The sequence below is a fragment of the Candidatus Uabimicrobium amorphum genome (assembly GCF_009002475.1).
Taxonomy (GTDB): domain Bacteria; phylum Planctomycetota; class Uabimicrobiia; order Uabimicrobiales; family Uabimicrobiaceae; genus Uabimicrobium; species Uabimicrobium amorphum.
Map to the genome: position 1 here is coordinate 4,705,815 of NZ_AP019860.1, position 15,242 is coordinate 4,721,056.

At 40.5% G+C, this 15,242-nt stretch carries 13 protein-coding genes; 7 read left to right on the top strand and 6 right to left on the bottom strand.

What is annotated here, in order from left to right:
* The first annotated feature begins 2 nt into the window (after nucleotides 1-2).
* Both UABAM_RS17080 and UABAM_RS17085 read left to right on the top strand, forming a co-directional pair.
* Complete coding sequence (locus UABAM_RS17080) at nucleotides 3-941, top strand: glycosyltransferase family 2 protein (RefSeq protein WP_173013375.1); 939 nt, start codon at nucleotides 3-5, stop codon at nucleotides 939-941.
* Nucleotides 938-2,593: a DUF6798 domain-containing protein gene (locus UABAM_RS17085; RefSeq protein WP_151969223.1), complete on the top strand. Its 1,656-nt coding sequence runs from the start codon at nucleotides 938-940 to the stop codon at nucleotides 2,591-2,593. Before UABAM_RS17080 ends, UABAM_RS17085 begins: the two co-directional genes overlap by 4 nt.
* Before the next feature lie 16 nt (nucleotides 2,594-2,609).
* Here the strand turns inward: UABAM_RS17085 and UABAM_RS17090 are convergent, their stop codons facing one another.
* Genes UABAM_RS17090 through UABAM_RS17115 form a run of 6 tightly spaced genes read right to left on the bottom strand, consistent with a single transcriptional unit; the run spans nucleotide 2,610 to nucleotide 8,324 of the window.
* The gene (locus UABAM_RS17090; RefSeq protein WP_173013376.1) at nucleotides 2,610-3,449 is read right to left on the bottom strand and encodes a patatin-like phospholipase family protein; all 840 of its coding nucleotides are present in this window, start codon (nucleotides 3,447-3,449) and stop codon (nucleotides 2,610-2,612) included.
* Entirely contained in the window at nucleotides 3,433-3,822 is a 390-nt protein-coding gene (locus UABAM_RS17095; protein ID WP_151969225.1) for a hypothetical protein, read from the bottom strand. The genes UABAM_RS17090 and UABAM_RS17095 overlap by 17 nt, the downstream gene beginning before the upstream one ends.
* A gap of 4 nt (nucleotides 3,823-3,826) precedes the next feature.
* Nucleotides 3,827-4,588 (bottom strand): hypothetical protein, encoded by a 762-nt coding sequence (locus UABAM_RS17100; RefSeq protein ID WP_151969226.1) that lies wholly within the window; start codon nucleotides 4,586-4,588, stop codon nucleotides 3,827-3,829.
* Between the two features lie 11 nt (nucleotides 4,589-4,599).
* On the bottom strand, nucleotides 4,600-4,986 hold the full coding sequence (gene crcB / locus UABAM_RS17105; RefSeq protein WP_151969227.1) for a fluoride efflux transporter CrcB: 387 nt from the start codon (nucleotides 4,984-4,986) through the stop codon (nucleotides 4,600-4,602).
* Nucleotides 4,986-7,607: a M16 family metallopeptidase gene (locus UABAM_RS17110; protein WP_151969228.1), complete on the bottom strand. Its 2,622-nt coding sequence runs from the start codon at nucleotides 7,605-7,607 to the stop codon at nucleotides 4,986-4,988. Before UABAM_RS17110 ends, crcB begins: the two co-directional genes overlap by 1 nt.
* Before the next feature lie 12 nt (nucleotides 7,608-7,619).
* A complete protein-coding gene (locus tag UABAM_RS17115; protein ID WP_151969229.1) occupies nucleotides 7,620-8,324 on the bottom strand; it encodes a pseudouridine synthase in 705 nt (234 codons plus the stop codon).
* 156 nt (nucleotides 8,325-8,480) lie between these two features.
* On the opposite strand from UABAM_RS17115, the gene UABAM_RS17120 reads away from it, so the two are divergent.
* The 5 genes from UABAM_RS17120 (at nucleotide 8,481) to UABAM_RS17140 (ending at nucleotide 15,230) form a co-directional block, all read left to right on the top strand.
* Nucleotides 8,481-9,182 (top strand): hypothetical protein, encoded by a 702-nt coding sequence (locus UABAM_RS17120; protein ID WP_151969230.1) that lies wholly within the window; start codon nucleotides 8,481-8,483, stop codon nucleotides 9,180-9,182.
* A 605-nt stretch (nucleotides 9,183-9,787) separates the two neighbouring features.
* Complete coding sequence (gene tgt, locus UABAM_RS17125) at nucleotides 9,788-10,903, top strand: tRNA guanosine(34) transglycosylase Tgt (protein ID WP_151969231.1); 1,116 nt, start codon at nucleotides 9,788-9,790, stop codon at nucleotides 10,901-10,903.
* 16 nt (nucleotides 10,904-10,919) lie between these two features.
* Complete coding sequence (locus tag UABAM_RS17130; protein ID WP_151969232.1) at nucleotides 10,920-12,350, top strand: tetratricopeptide repeat protein; 1,431 nt, start codon at nucleotides 10,920-10,922, stop codon at nucleotides 12,348-12,350.
* Between the two features lie 173 nt (nucleotides 12,351-12,523).
* Complete coding sequence (gene pnp, locus UABAM_RS17135) at nucleotides 12,524-14,623, top strand: polyribonucleotide nucleotidyltransferase (RefSeq protein WP_151969233.1); 2,100 nt, start codon at nucleotides 12,524-12,526, stop codon at nucleotides 14,621-14,623.
* Entirely contained in the window at nucleotides 14,595-15,230 is a 636-nt protein-coding gene (locus tag UABAM_RS17140) for a prepilin-type N-terminal cleavage/methylation domain-containing protein (RefSeq protein WP_151969234.1), read from the top strand. Before pnp ends, UABAM_RS17140 begins: the two co-directional genes overlap by 29 nt.
* The last annotated feature ends 12 nt before the right edge of the window (nucleotides 15,231-15,242 follow it).

Genomic DNA, 15,242 nt, shown 5'->3' on the forward strand with positions numbered 1-15,242 from the left:
AAATGAAAAAGTATTTGTCGATAGTAATACCTTTATTTAATGAACAAGACAATGTGGAAACTCTACTCAAACATTTAAAAGATAGCGTTACCCCTTTGAACAAAAGCTATGAAATTATTTTAGTTGATGATGGAAGTAAAGACGAGACTTGGGAGCGAATTTCTGAAGCAGCGCAGCACGATTGCAATGTAAAAGGTATTCGTTTTGCCAGAAATTTTGGTCACCAACATGCTCTACTTGCTGGATTACATGCTGCCGAAGGGGAGGCTGTTATTTCTATGGATGGCGACTTGCAACACCCCCCTTCTACGATTAAAAATCTTATCGAGGAACACCATAAAGGCTATCTGGTTGTCAACACTTGCCGCAACGATGTAAAGGTCGCTTCTTTTTTTAAAAGAACCACCTCCCATTATTTTTACAAAATATTTTCCATACTCACTAATGTTCCCATGAGTTCAGGTACTTCAGACTTTAGACTTCTGGATCACTCCGTGGTGAAACATATTCTCGAATTTCAAGATGTTGATTTGTTTCTAAGAGGAGCTGTTGCATGGCTTGGTTATCGTTCTACAACGGTTCCTTATGAAGCAAATGCACGACACTCTGGTGTGTCGAAATACAATTTGAAAAAAATGATTCGCTTTGCCGCAAAATCCATCATTTCTTTCTCGGTGAAGCCACTTGTTTTAGGAATTTGGATTGGAATTATCACTAGTATGCTGGCGTTTTTAGAGATTGTGTATGTCGTTGTGCAGTTTTCTCGAGGAGTGACTGTTCCTGGTTGGGCATCGATTATAGGTATTGTCTCTTTTTTGTTTGGAATTTTGTTTATACTACTTGGCATTATCGGAGTATATCTATCCAGAATACACATGGCTTTGCAAAATCGTCCTAAATTTGTTATTCAAGAGACAACCAGCGGAAAGGAACACCTGTGAACAGAGGGCAGTTTTTTGTAGTTTTTCTTCTTTCGTTTCTAGTAGCTGTGAGTTTTGGACTGGGTTATGCCAGTGGTAACCAAAACACCTATCTGGTGGAAGGTCTCACCAAGATAGATGCGAGTTTCTTAGCAAACGATTGGTTTGCGCATCAATCTAAGCACCACCATGCTAATTTTTGTAACATCATTTTGTTTGTTGGTTATTTGGGGTTACCAACGGGGGCTACGTTGGTTTTGCTTGAATTACTACTGCGCATGGTCACCTTGCTTTGTATATTCAAAGTAATTGGAACACTTGACGACGAACACCGGCTTGCAATATTTGTGTTTGTTCTGAGTTTTCTTGTTTTAGAAGAAACATGGAGTGTTTGCGGCTCATACATCTTCAGTGCTGTTTTACAACCGTCGTCGCTTGGTAGTACATTTACAATGGTGGGCTTTTTGTATTTTCTCCGTGGTCGTTACCTTGTCTCGGGTTTGATGATGGCCTTTGCCGGCTATATGCATACCAATTTTTTGCTCTTGGGATTTGTTTACCTGGGAATAGCACATCTCTTTTTAGGTTCAAAGCAGTTTTTGCGGCGTTCTCTTATGCAATTCACACCTATGCTTGTTGTTTTTTGTATGGCATTGCCGTATCTGTTAGAGTTTATGTCATCGGAAAATGGTAAAATCGCGCGAGATATTATTCTATTTGTTCGTGCCCCACATCATTACGTACCAAACCTTGTCGATTTTATCCCCTTTATTGGTTGGTCTATTCTTGGATGTTTTAGTTTGAAAGTTTTGAACGGCGAGAATCCAATACACAAAAGATTTGTTGCTTTGTATGTGTCATTACTAATCACAGTTTGTGTGGCAACGTTGTTGACCACTGTTGTTTTTGTCCCCACAATTTCGCAGCTTTTCTTTTGGAGAATGGCACCTTTTAGTGTTTTACTTTCGCAAATGTTGATTTTTTATTTTGTGATACAACGAGTTTTCCACAGCAATGAGATCTCTTGGGGGCAATGTTTCGCTGAGTTTGCACTGGCATTTGTTATTTTATATCTCACTAGAAGGTACCGCGTCTTTGTGGGATTTCTTCCTGTTGTCGGGGCGTTGTTTTTGTTATTGCGACCAGCATTTGTGAAAATTTCACGATGGATGTTTCTTCCACAAAAATACAAGCAAACCTTTCTACAACTTTTGGGAATCGCATTTCTATTACTCATTTTCGCATATAAATCAAATGTTTGTTACCAAAAGTCGACTTTTATCAATGGCTTTCCCCCTAAATGGGAAGGCGAACTATATAAATGGTGTGAAACAACAAAAAATACCTCCAAGTTTTTAGTACCACCTGACTTGGGTAATTTTCGACTTCACGCGGAAAGAGCAGTTGTTGTGGATTGGAAATCGTTGTCTGTGCATCCCGATGATGTTGTGGAATGGTACAGCAGAATACAAGATATTACAGGGGTCGAAAAAGTTGCTGATCTCGGAACAGCACAAGAGGGTTATACACAGATGGATTTACCGAGGTTGATGAAGTTGATCCGCAAATATTCGATTGATTATGCGGTGCTATATCGCGGGCAAAATGAAACGCATGGTCTACCCGTTACGTTTGAAAATGAAAAGTTTGTTGTGGTCAAGTTGCCAAAATAGTTTCTATGTGCTTTGGCTACGATATACCACTTAGTAGTTTCGCAATGTCTTGCTTTCCAAGTGCAATGGCAGACTTTACTCTGTCACGGGTGAGACGTAGGTGCCCCAATTCTAAGGGAGTGGAAGGGGCAATGTGCTGTATGGTGATACCATTAGGAGTAATAAGTTGTTGTTCCGTCACCATATAGTCTAATAGTTGTAGTGGCCGGAATTTGCGCTTGGGGAGAACTTTTAAGGAGTGCTTTACTAGTCCAAAAAATGTTTTTTCCAGTGCCGCATGCTTTCCCATGTTGACAACCCATATTTCCTTTGCACCGCGTTCAAGCGCGTAATTTATGGGACAATTGTTGGTAAAACCTCCATCGATATACCAATGACCGCGGATTTCGATGCGATCGCAGATATAAGGAATGCAACTTGAAGCTAAATATAGCCTTTGTAGCTCTTGAAAGTCCCACTCTGTGCTCTTGAAGTCGATGACTTCATTGGTCATGTTTGTTGCATTGGTTACGGAAACGAGAAAGTCTGTTGCGACCTGATCAAATTGTCCTGGACGACCGTATTCATGAGCAAATTTTTCCAAAACGCCGGAAATCGCAAAAGGATTTTTTCCTTTGAGTAGTAATGAAGGTTGGAAAATTTTCATGTCCACGGCGCGTTCCCATAAATCTGGTAGCATTTCCCACATATCTAGAACCAGTGCCGCACCGTTGCACGTTCCGACGGAGGCGGTGGCGACTATGTCTATCTCTATTCCTAGGCGGCCGAGTTCTGATACAACACCTGCCTGGTAAGCTCCGCGAAATCCTCCACCAGGAAGTACGACGGCGAAAGGACGTTTAATTTTCCTCATCATCGTCATCTTGACCTCCGTCAATCATCGAACCGATAAGAAAGCCTATTGTTCCGTAGAAAAACGCGGCGATTGCTGGTTTGGCAAACCACGCCCACCACCCCAAATGCTCTTTGACATTTTCGTAGATGAAAATCACGGGATAATCCATGTACTTAGTGATTAAGCGGAGAATTCTGATTCCTTCGTCGGGTATGGGCAGCAATTTATCGGCAAAGTAGATCAGGATCGGAGAAATGAAAAATAATATCGTTAGACGCCACCCCCATTTCGGAGCATGCTTTTTTTCTTGTTGGCGTCCCCAGAAAAAGATTTTTACCGCAACGAAGAATAATACCGCATATATGAGATACTTACTAATCAAATACGAACCCATTCTATTACCTTTCCGGAAAATCATCCAATGAATCAAAAGCGATGGAGTGGAACTCATCTTCTTCGAATCCCCATTCACTAATGAAATAGTCATGTTGGTAGAGTACTTTGCGTGTGTAAGTGTCAACAACGATCGCGTTTAAAAATGTTTCATCGGGACTTTTTTCAAAAGAATATTCACCTGAACCGATAAAGGCAACAGGTACTAAAAAGGGAAATACTAAAGTGGTGACACTTAACGGCAAGGCGAGAATATTGTATATGATATTGCCACGCCAACGAACGCAAAATTCTTTGTCTGTTTCAATTTTGGCGTTACCGTACAGAAAAACAACCGCGTCGTATTTATCCCATTCCTCTGGAAAAGGGTCGCGTATTTTGGGAGTAAAATGTTCGGGCATTGTATCGTAGTTGTATTCTAAATCGTTGGCGATTACCTGTTGTCCTGCATTTTGTAAGTCGCGTTTTATTTTTTGTGAATATTTACGGTAAAGAGTCGTCGGGTATATTTCTTTTTCCGTGTAGGCTTTATAGCCCTTTTCTTTTAGAGAATCCGCGTAACCATCTACGATTTGTTGCTCAACTCTTTGTTGCACTTTTTTGTTGCGAAAAAATTTGGGTAAATCTATGTACTTTACTTTTGTGTCTATTTGTGGTGTAAGAACCAACACTTTTTTTAGTTGTACTTTTTCTTCTGTGACACGTGTATGCGTTGTCGCGCATCCTACACTTAGTAAAATAAATGTTGTTAGAATCATGATTTTCATAACAAAATCCCTTATTGATTTGTGGCCATCCATGCATAGGCGGCCCAAAAACACAAAAAACCAATGACGAGATGCAAATGCAAAACAAACAACATCCACACGATTTGTTTTTTGGTGTAAAGGTGAAAAATGTCCGATATAAAGGTAGAAAATGTCGTTAAGGCTCCGAGCAAACCTGTTTGTAACATTAAGCGTAGCTCTGGTGACATAAATTGTTCGCCCACTCCTGTTCGTGTGTTAAGACCCATAAGAAGTCCTAGGACAAAGCAACCGATGACATTTACGGTTAATGTTCCGTATAAGGAGGCTCCACAAAGCTTCGTGACATATAGTCCTATCACATAACGTAAAACAGCGCCAATAAAGCCACCGCATCCTACGATGAAAACATATTTCATTATTTTTTTGTCGCTCCTGCTACTACAGTAATCGCTTTATCGGGAAATAAATATTGATTTGCGACACGCACCAAGTCCTCTTTGGTCACTTTCTCAATATTGGCCTTAAATTTACGCACATAACCAAAGCCTAGCTCCAGACGGTATGCGGAAACTAGGTAGTCGGCCAAGTAACTATTTGTTTCAAAGGAAAAAATAAAGCTTCCCGTTAGATATGCTTTGGCATTGTTTATTTCTTCTTTTGTGATATTGCCTTTTTGCATTGATTTGATTTCATCCTTGATGACATCAATGGCTTTTTTGTAGTTTTTGGGATCTGTGGCAAAAAATGCACAAAAAGTCCCCGGTTGTATCGCCGCCGATGACGTGATGGATGCCCAAATGTTGTAAACTAAACCTAGGTCGTCGCGTACCTTCTTTGACAACCGATCCGTAAAGCCCGAACCCATGCCTAGAATGTGGTCGAGGACGAGCAATGTATAGTAGTCGGGATTGCTGCGTTTTATGCCCAGGTGTCCCCAGTAAACGTTGACTTGTTGCTTATCCATAGGGATCACTTTGGTGGAAATTTTTTTGTTATGCTTCAAAGAGGGTAGGCCACGAAAATCAATATCGTGAAATTTCCACTTGCCTAAGTGTTCATCTATTTGACCAAATACCGTTTCCTTGTCCATGTTACCGACGATCGCGATGACGGTGTTGTTGGGCACAAAGTATTTGTTGTGCATATTTACAACATCGTCGCGCGATATGCTGTTGATTGTTTCGAGCGTTCCGTAAGGAGAACGGGCATAGGGATGGTTTTTATAAATGGCTTTCATGAAGTACTTACGCGCTTGGTATGAAGAATTGTCTTCAAAAGAAAGTAAGCTTGTAATGACTTTTTGCTTATGTGTTTGCAGTAGCGCCGCATCAAAAATGGGATGTTGTATAATGTCGGCAGTAATATCGCATATTTGTGAAAAATCTCTTACGAACCCACGTGTTTCGATAAAGGTAGAAGACGTTTTAAATCCGGCGCCTAAAAATTCAGAGGTGCATGCTAGTTTATAACGACTATACTTGCGTGTTCCTTCCCCTAAGAGACGTCCCATTAGATGGGCAACACCTGCTTTTTTGGGATTTTCGTACAGATATCCACCTTTTACGTGTAGAGTCATTGAAAAATTAGGTAGATTGTGGTTTTCCATAAATAAAATGGTGAGACCGTTTTCTAAAGACTTTGTGTGAATGGGACGTTCGAGTATATTGGTATTTTTAAATGGTCTGCCAGACCCATAAACAGGCCCTAATGTCTTAGGAATGCGCATACCTCTGAGGGTTGGGTGCTGTTTTTTGACCCCTTGGAATTGTTTTTTCTTTTTTGGATGTGACCATCCAATCGTGGCTTGATGGGTGTTGAAGTACTTTTGGCACGTTTCTTGGATGTCTTCTACGGTAACGTTTTCCACGTTGCGAATAATGACGTTCAGTTCCTCGTAAGACGACATCATTTCGAATTGGGCTATTTTTTCGGCTAACTCGTAGTTTGTTTCTCGTTGTCCAATAAATTCAGATATGATAATGTTTTTTGCTTTGGCCAATTCGTAGGGACTGATGGCACGCTTTTTTAATCTTTCCAATTCAGAGAAAATAATATCCTCTATGGCTTTTTGACATGCACCAGGATGCGCTTCCCCTACAATGCGAAACAAACCGGAATCTCTGCGAGAGTCGTTGAGTGATATTACCATTTGCAAAAGTTGCTCTTGGGTAACTAAACGCCTGTACAAACGCGACATTTTACCTGTGGTGAGTATTGTATCAATGATGTCTAGAACATAATCGTCCTTATCTCCTACCTTGCACGTGGAAAAAGCAAATTCAAAACGTGCTAGTTGCACATCTGAAATGATTTCTGCGCGTCTTTGGCATCTTTGTAGTGGCTCTACTGTGAAGTTTCTGCGTTTGACATTGCGTGACGGAATGTCTTTGAAATGTTTGTTCACCGCTCGCGATACTTTTCCCATCGTTGTGTCCCCCACAATAATCGCCACGGCGTTGTCGGGGGAGTAATAATTTTCGTAAAATTCGCGTAGTTCTTGTAAGGTAAGATTTTCAATGTCTTCGCGCCACCCTAAAATGGGGTTACGATATGGATGGCGCTGAAAACTCATCACTTCAACTTCATGATCTAAAAACTCAATAGGACTATCTTGCGAAGTGGCTAGTTCTTCGAGAATAACTTGTTTTTCACTTATGAAGTCTTTTTCCGACAGCAAACAATTTCTCATACGATCCGCTTCTATTTCTAAGGCATATTGCCAACGATCTGCTGCAAGCATAAAATAATAACATGTGTAGTCGCATGTGGTATATGCATTGTTATGCCCACCTAGTTTTTGCGTAATTAAATCAATAGCTCCTTTGGGATATTTTGTCGTTCCCTTGAACATCATGTGCTCTAGAAAGTGTGCTATTCCACTTTTCCCATTCCAGGTATGTGCTCCACCTACACGATAAGCTAGCATTACCGTTACAATGGGAAGATAGTGTCGCGAAAGAACAAGAACTTTTAGTCCATTTTCTAGACATTTTTCTTTTATATCTAAAATTTCGTATGAATCATTGTTTGCTGTCATTTTTTTTCTTTCTTACGCGTTGGCAAATATTTTTTTGATTTCCTTGTCATCAATCGTTCGATATTTTCCGGTGTCTAAATCTCCCAGTTCTAATTTTCCAATCTTGACGCGAATGAGACGTTTTACTTCGTGCCCGACTCTGGCCATGATACGACGAACTTCTCTATTTCGTCCTTCGCGTAGTTCGATTTCTAAAATAGAATATTTGTCTCGCGCTTCAATAATTTTTGCACGGCTTACGCGCATCTTACCTTCTTTGAACCATACGCCCTTACTTATTTCCGCAATAGTCTTTGCGGTGACGCGTCCTTTGACTTGGGCGACATATATTTTTCTGATTCCATATTTGGGGTGTAGAACTTTTTGGGCAAATGCACCGTCGTTGGTGACTAAAATCATTCCTTCAGAATCTTTATCTAGTCTTCCTACCGGAAAAACTTTAAAACTGAGACTTTTGAAAAAATCCATAATAGTTTTTTGATGATCTTCATTGGTAGACAAAACGTTGCGTGGTTTATTGAACATATAGTATACTTTTTCTGGCACCTTTACCGTTTCACCGTCGCAGACAATTTTTTGGGTGTCTGTATTTACTTTAGTACCTAGCTCGGTTATGGTTTTGCCATCTACTGTAACTCGTCCTTGTAAGATGAGTTGTTCACAGGCTCTTCTTGAACCAAGTCCAGCAGTTGCGAGTATTTTTTGGAGACGCTCCATCGTTTTTGTCTCCTTTCTAATAACAGTAGACAAAACTCTTTAATTTTGTTATAGTTTAGACTTGGGTATGTTATCACTTAACCATGTCTGTTATCAAGCATTTTTGAGCACCTAATCGGTTGAATTTCGCAAAAATACGTTTACCAGGGTTTCTCTATGAATAGAAAAAATGATGTTGCACAATCTGAAAGTGGTCTGAGCTTAGATCATCAGGAGCAATTGCTATCTCTATTTCACGAGTCGAACAAGCAAACACAACTACTGCATAATCAGATGCAAAGTCAAACACGATTCAATCGTTTAATATTGTTGATTGTATTTATTTCTATTGCAATAATATTTTTTTTCGCTGTGCAAATTATTACCGAGAAAAAAAAACCTGACTCTGGTGCCTCTATAAAAGACGTTACCCTTTTTTACGAAAAATTACGAGACAAATACGACGACCAGTTAGGAAAAATTCAAAGCGATTTTGATAAAAAAACGGCACAGATGAATGCGGAAAATCAAAAAGACAAAGATCTTTTTTTTAAAGAAGTGGAGAAATATTATAAGAATATTATCACCACAATGGAAAAAGCACGGAGTGAATCCGACCAGTTGATGCAAAAATACAAAAAACAATTGACCGATTATGAAACACGCGTGTTCATCCAGCAAAAGCAAATAAAATCGATCACGACGCAAATTGCCGCATTTGAAAATGAACACAATGCTTTGTTGGAAAAATATAAAAAATTACAAAAAGAAAATCAAAATTTGACGGAACTCAATAAAGATCTACGTAAGAAATTGTACCCGTATCTAGACACCGCAGATGTGATGGAATTAGAGAAAAAGAGAAACAACGACAACTAAGTTTACTAAAAAAAAACTACACGAGTGTGTCATTCCCGCCCTCATTTTCATGAGGATAAACTCCAGCGGGAAACCAGCAATGTAAAGTTGACTTTCATTGCTAGATCCCTGATCAAGTCAGGGATGACAATCGTGTTGTGGATTCCTGCTAAAGCAGGAATCCACAATATAAAACTGACTTGTAAATGCCTGAATCCCTGATCAAGTCAGGGATGACAATCGTGTTGTGTCATTCCTGCGAAAGCAGGAATCCACAATATAAAACTGACTTGTAAATGCCTGGATCCCTGATCAAGTCAGGGATGACAATCGTGTTGTGTCATTCCTGCGAAAGCAGGAATCCACAATATAAAACTGACTTGTAAATGCCTGGATCCCTGATCAAGTCAGGGATGACAATCGTGTTGTGTCATTCCTGCGAAAGCAGGAATCCACAATATGAAACTGACTTGTAAATGCCTGGATCCCTGATCAAATCAGGGATGACACTCTTAGAAGTTAAAACTTCTCCAAAGGATGGTTAACAACAGACAACATCCCTATTATTGCAACACTCCGGGTGATTCGCAACTTGCAAAACCTCTACCGTAAGTAAAGTTTACAAAATGAAATTTCAAATCATAAAAGAAGACACAACAGGAACAAAAGCACGTGTTGCTAAAATCAATACGCATCACGGAGATATCGAAACTCCGGTCTTTATGCCTGTTGGAACAAGAGCAACTGTAAAAACCATGACCCCTAGAGTTTTGCGCGAAGTGGGAACGCAAATTCTTTTGGGAAATACATATCATCTGGCAGTACGTCCAGGGGAACAACTCATTCGCGATATGGGTGGGCTGCATAAATTTATGGCCTGGGATGGTCCTATTCTCACTGATAGTGGCGGCTTTCAAGCCTTTTCACTTACAAAGCTGCGAAAGTTGACCAAAAACGGTGTAACATTTCGTTCGCATATTGATGGTGCTATATTTGAATTTACCCCCGAAAGGGTAATGGAAATTGAAAAATGCCTAGGGTCTGACATTGTTATGCCTCTGGATCACTGCATTGGTTGGCCATGTACGAAAGAAGAAGCAAAACAGGCTGCACAAACAAGTATTGATTGGCTAAAACGTTCAAAAGACTACGAATTAAGTGCACATCAAAATTTATTTGGCATCATACAAGGAAGCGGCTACAGTGACCTGCGCGAGTGGTGCGCAGAAGAGATGGTGAAACTAGATTTACCAGGCTACGCCATTGGTGGCCTTGCTGTAGGGGAAACAAAAGATGTGATGCAAGAGATGATTGAACACACGAATAAAGTACTCCCCGTAGAAAAACCAAGATATTTAATGGGGGTAGGAACCCCTGTGGATTTAATTCAGGCAATATCGCGAGGTGTTGACATGTTCGATTGTGTTATGCCGACACGTAATGCACGAGGAGGAGGCTTTTTTACTTGGGAAGGTAAGAAGCAAATTCGTAATTCACGTTATGCTCGGGATGAATCTCCTTTGGATGATAAATGCAGTTGTTACACATGTACAACTTTTTCGCGCAGCTACCTGCACCATTTGTTTTCGAAGAAAGTCGAAGAAATATTGGGTTTGTCTATGTTGACGTTGCACAATATTCATTTCTACCATGACTTTACGAAGAATATTCGCCAAGCCATTATGGAAAACCGTTTTCAAAGTTTTATGTCTAACTTTTTAGATACCTATCAAGGTACTTAGTCGAGAGGTTTTGCTAATGAAAAAATTAACTGGTTTTATTACTCTATGGGTTGTGTTTTTTAGTATTTTATGGATACTAGATGAAAATGGTCTGTTTAGTTACCGGACAATTGAAATATTTTTTGGCGAAGAGTTGTCCTTACCCGAGGGATATTCCACAGAGAAAGTTGACATTGCTAGTTTAGGAAGACGCAAAGCACAAAAGCAACGTTCGCAAAAAGTAAGTGAGCGAGACGACCAAGATAGAAAAGAAACTCCCATGAAACCGCGAAAAATTGCTGAGCGGAATACACAAAAAAATCCGCGCAAGACTCAGAGAAAAACGCCAGAAAAAAATTCATTGTTACCACGTGAAGTTCGTGATCACCAAAAGAATACGCAAAAGAATCCTCGTAACACTCAAAGAAAAGAACCACAACGAAATCCGACATTGCCACATCGTCATAATCCACGAGAACAACTTTCTGGTCGTGTTCCCGACCATATCTTACCATTATATCATCGCGGAGATTTTTTCACCTGTTTGAACGAAATCAACACTCACGTTGCGAAAAACGGAACTTCTGCCGCTTTGACGGAATTTACACGTAAGTGCGAAGCTCTTACACTACTCATTGAAGACCTACCGCAAAAAGCAAATTTTACAGGCAAAGTTACTTATATTACCATGTCAAATGGCAAAAAGTACGTGGGGAAGGTTGTGGAAAATGGCGTTAGTAGTATCACTTTTCAAGGCGAGTGGGGAACTTTCCCGCTACCCAAAAGTCGTATTGCACGGCAGGCCGAAGTTGACGTGGAGTTTCATCGTTCGCAGCTGGCCAAAAAATACAAAGTGGATGTTCGTACCCTCTCTCCTAAAAATTTTAAAGCCATCATGGATTACGTCGGAGAAACTTTTGGCGATAACATGCCGCATCTGATTGTCTACATGGTTGAGATATTGGAACGAAGAAACCTAAACCTGATAGACGATTTGTTGGAGTACAAGGCGGGTAAAATTTATCGCTCATATTTGTGGTGCCAGACAATGGGACAAGAGCGGCGTGCACGAACGTTTCGTAGCAAAATACTTGATAAGTACCCACGAACACAGGCAGCAAAAGATCTCAAAGCCCAGTCTACACAAAAGGCGGCGACTCCTGCACGTGTGGCAAATCGTAGACCTCAACAGACAAAAAAATTGCCTAAAGCACGAGGTAAGGCATCCAAGATTGTGGCAAAAGCAAATAAATATTACTCTACCGCATATAAGCACCTCAAGAAATCTTTTCCTGGGCAACCAAACGCGGATAGAGAGCTTGCAAAAGCAAAAGAAAATTTTCAAGAAGCTTGTAAATATTATCAAAAAGCTTTATCATTACAACCAAATAATACGACTCTGCAAAAGCAGTTACAACAAAGCATGGAGTATTATCATCACTGTATAAAACAAACGAGATTAGAATAACAAATAGAGTAAAAACTGTTCTATATGAAAAAGTAAGTGACATGTCCAATATGGATATAAAAGTGAACTTTGTGAAGGAAGTTCCGTTGTATATTACAACTTGAGTGATCCTTCACTGCTTATTTCTTTCGACAAGAGCAATTAGTAACTTTGTATAGAAAGGCACACTAAGCGTGAAAAGCACTACTATTGAGATTGGTGGAAAGTCTGTCACCTTTGAACATGGTGAAATTGCAAGACAAGCCGACGGAGCTGTTATTGTAAAGCAAGGCGGTACCGTTTTATTGGCAACTGTTGTAGCTGCGGATAAAGCAAATGAAAGTTTAGGGTTTTTTCCTCTGACAGTAGAATATCGCGAAAAGTCTGCTGCGGCAGGTAAGATTCCCGGAGGTTTCATCAAGAGAGAAACGCGTCCTCAGGATCGCGAAATTTTGGCCAGTCGTTTGATCGACAGGTCCGTACGACCACTTTTTCCTAAAGCGTTCTTATGTGAAACGCAGGTTATGGTTACCGTATTTAGTTATGATGATGATGCGAATCCCGAGCCACTAGCCATTATGGGAGCTGCTGCGGCATTACACATCTCCGATATTCCATGGGCAGGACCTGTTTGTGGGGTTCATATTGTCAAAAATGGCGATTCTTATTCCGTTTTACCAACACGACAAGAGCGCGAAACAGCACAACTTGATTTAATGATTTCTTGTGGGAAAGAAGGACTCATTATGGCAGAAGGGCTAGCGGAAGAGGCTCAAGAATCGGATGTTCTGACAGCTTTGGAAAAAGCACAACAGGCCATGCAACCTTTTTTTGATATGGTTGACGCGTGGCAAAAAGAGGCGAATGTCGAAAAGAGAATCTGTGAAGAACCGGAGAAGCCTGCCCAGGAAATGCAGGACGACATTATCGGTGCAGTAAAAGAGGAATTGCTCGAAGCGGTACTTACCAAGGAAAAAAAGAAGCGCAGTAAAAATATAAAGAAAGTTCTCTCCGCGCATAGTGAAGCATTCAATGAAAAATATCCCGAACAAGAGAAGGACGTCGCAAAAATTCTCGATGACCTACACTACAACTTAGTTCGCGATTACATGATCAACGAAAAGAAAAGAATCGATGGGCGTGATTTTGCCAGTATTCGCGCGATTACTGGTAAAGTTGGTTGGCTGCCAAATGTTCACGGATCATCTATTTTTACTCGAGGAGAAACCCAGGCACTTGTGTCTTGTACATTAGGTACTCCTGATGACCAACAACTCGTGGAAAGTCTTGCAGGAGAGAGACGCGAACGTTTCTTATTGCACTACAACTTTCCGTCCTATAGTGTGGGAGAAGTTCGTCCCCTGCGCGGCCCTGGACGACGTGAAATAGGCCATGGTAATTTAGCCCTACGCGCACTTACGAATATTTTACCTGCACAAAAAGAGTTCGTTTACACCGTACGTCTAGTTTCCGATATTTCGGAATCCAACGGTTCATCGTCGATGGCAACTGTATGTGGCGGATGCTTGGCACTGATGGATGCTGGTGTACCTATTTCCAAGCCAGTGGCAGGAATCGCGATGGGACTTATCCAGCACAATGGCGAAACGGTTGTTATCTCTGATATTATGGGAGATGAAGATCATCTCGGCGATATGGACTTTAAGGTAACTGGTTCCAAGGAAGGAATCACGGCGCTACAACTCGATAATAAAATAGGTAGTTTACCGTTTTCTATCTTAGAAAAAGCTTTACAACAAGCTAAAGATGGTCGCGTTCATATACTAGATGAAATGGCGAAAATTCTCAGTGAAACCCGAGGTGATTTGTCTGATTTGGCACCGCGAATTGTTTCAACAACCATTCGTAAAGATCGCATTCGCAGCTTGATAGGCCCAGGTGGAAAAAATGTACAGTCTATACAAGAAGCCTGCAATGTAAATATCAACATCAATTCTGACAACGGAGAAGTGCAGGTCTACGCCACGAACATGCAAGATTGCCAAAAGGCTTTGAAGAAAATCGATGAAATGGTGGGAGATCCTGAAGTCGGTAAAATCTATCGTGGAAAAGTAACTTCCGTGAAAGATTTCGGAGCTTTTGTTAAGTTTTTCGGCGAACAAGAAGGACTAGTTCATATTTCGGAACTCGAGAAAGGTCGTGTACAGAAAGTACGCGATGTTGTCAACGAAGGTGATGCCATCATTGTCAAGGTTTTGGGAATTGACCGTGGAAAAATAAAACTTTCTCGAAGGGAGGCTTTAGATGCGAAAGAATCCGACCTCGCAAATTAAAGCTTTTACATTAGTAGAATTATTGGTCGTTATCACTATTTTGGCCATTCTTATGGGAATTATACTGCCCGCTTTATCTTCTGTCGTATTTAAGAGTCAAGAAAAAGTGTGTCAGGTAGATATAAGCCAAATTGAAATTGCCTTGAAATCATACAACAGTGACTTTCGCGATTTTCCACCCTCAACAGTAAAAGCTTTAGGCTTAAAAGAGGAAAACAACATCAATTCGGGAAATGAAGCACTGGTTTTGTGTTTGTCGAGCAATTTAAAGACCGATACATATTACGAATTCAAAGATGACAATTTGGAAAATACCGATCTCGACAGTTCCCCTGTACCTCTAAAGACTCTAACAGGCTCTGTTTTTTCGACCAGAGACTTACTGGAAGTCACAGATGCATGGGGAAACCCATATGTTTATTTCCACTATCGGGATTTAAATTCCAAAACAGAACAAAATTATCAGATAAACGGTGCAATACAAAAAGCAAAACCGTTTGCAGGAAAATCAAAAACTGGTAATTTTCCTGGTTATGGAAAATATCAAATTATGTCTCTTGGGAAAGATGGAACAACAGGCACAGAGGACGACATTCGATCAAAGTAAGGATTAGAAGAA

What these genes read in the sequence shown, in the direction of transcription:
- UABAM_RS17080 (WP_173013375.1), top strand. Translation starts at nt 3, where the DNA reads ATGAAAAAGTATTTGTCGATAGTAATACCTTTATTTAATGAACAAGAC.
- UABAM_RS17095 (WP_151969225.1), bottom strand. Translation starts at nt 3,822, where the DNA reads ATGGGTTCGTATTTGATTAGTAAGTATCTCATATATGCGGTATTATTC.
- UABAM_RS17110 (WP_151969228.1), bottom strand. Translation starts at nt 7,607, where the DNA reads ATGACAGCAAACAATGATTCATACGAAATTTTAGATATAAAAGAAAAA.
- UABAM_RS17090 (WP_173013376.1), bottom strand. Translation starts at nt 3,449, where the DNA reads ATGATGAGGAAAATTAAACGTCCTTTCGCCGTCGTACTTCCTGGTGGA.
- tgt (WP_151969231.1), top strand. Translation starts at nt 9,788, where the DNA reads ATGAAATTTCAAATCATAAAAGAAGACACAACAGGAACAAAAGCACGT.
- UABAM_RS17120 (WP_151969230.1), top strand. Translation starts at nt 8,481, where the DNA reads ATGAATAGAAAAAATGATGTTGCACAATCTGAAAGTGGTCTGAGCTTA.
- UABAM_RS17130 (WP_151969232.1), top strand. Translation starts at nt 10,920, where the DNA reads ATGAAAAAATTAACTGGTTTTATTACTCTATGGGTTGTGTTTTTTAGT.
- crcB (WP_151969227.1), bottom strand. Translation starts at nt 4,986, where the DNA reads ATGAAATATGTTTTCATCGTAGGATGCGGTGGCTTTATTGGCGCTGTT.
- UABAM_RS17100 (WP_151969226.1), bottom strand. Translation starts at nt 4,588, where the DNA reads ATGAAAATCATGATTCTAACAACATTTATTTTACTAAGTGTAGGATGC.
- UABAM_RS17140 (WP_151969234.1), top strand. Translation starts at nt 14,595, where the DNA reads ATGCGAAAGAATCCGACCTCGCAAATTAAAGCTTTTACATTAGTAGAA.
- UABAM_RS17115 (WP_151969229.1), bottom strand. Translation starts at nt 8,324, where the DNA reads ATGGAGCGTCTCCAAAAAATACTCGCAACTGCTGGACTTGGTTCAAGA.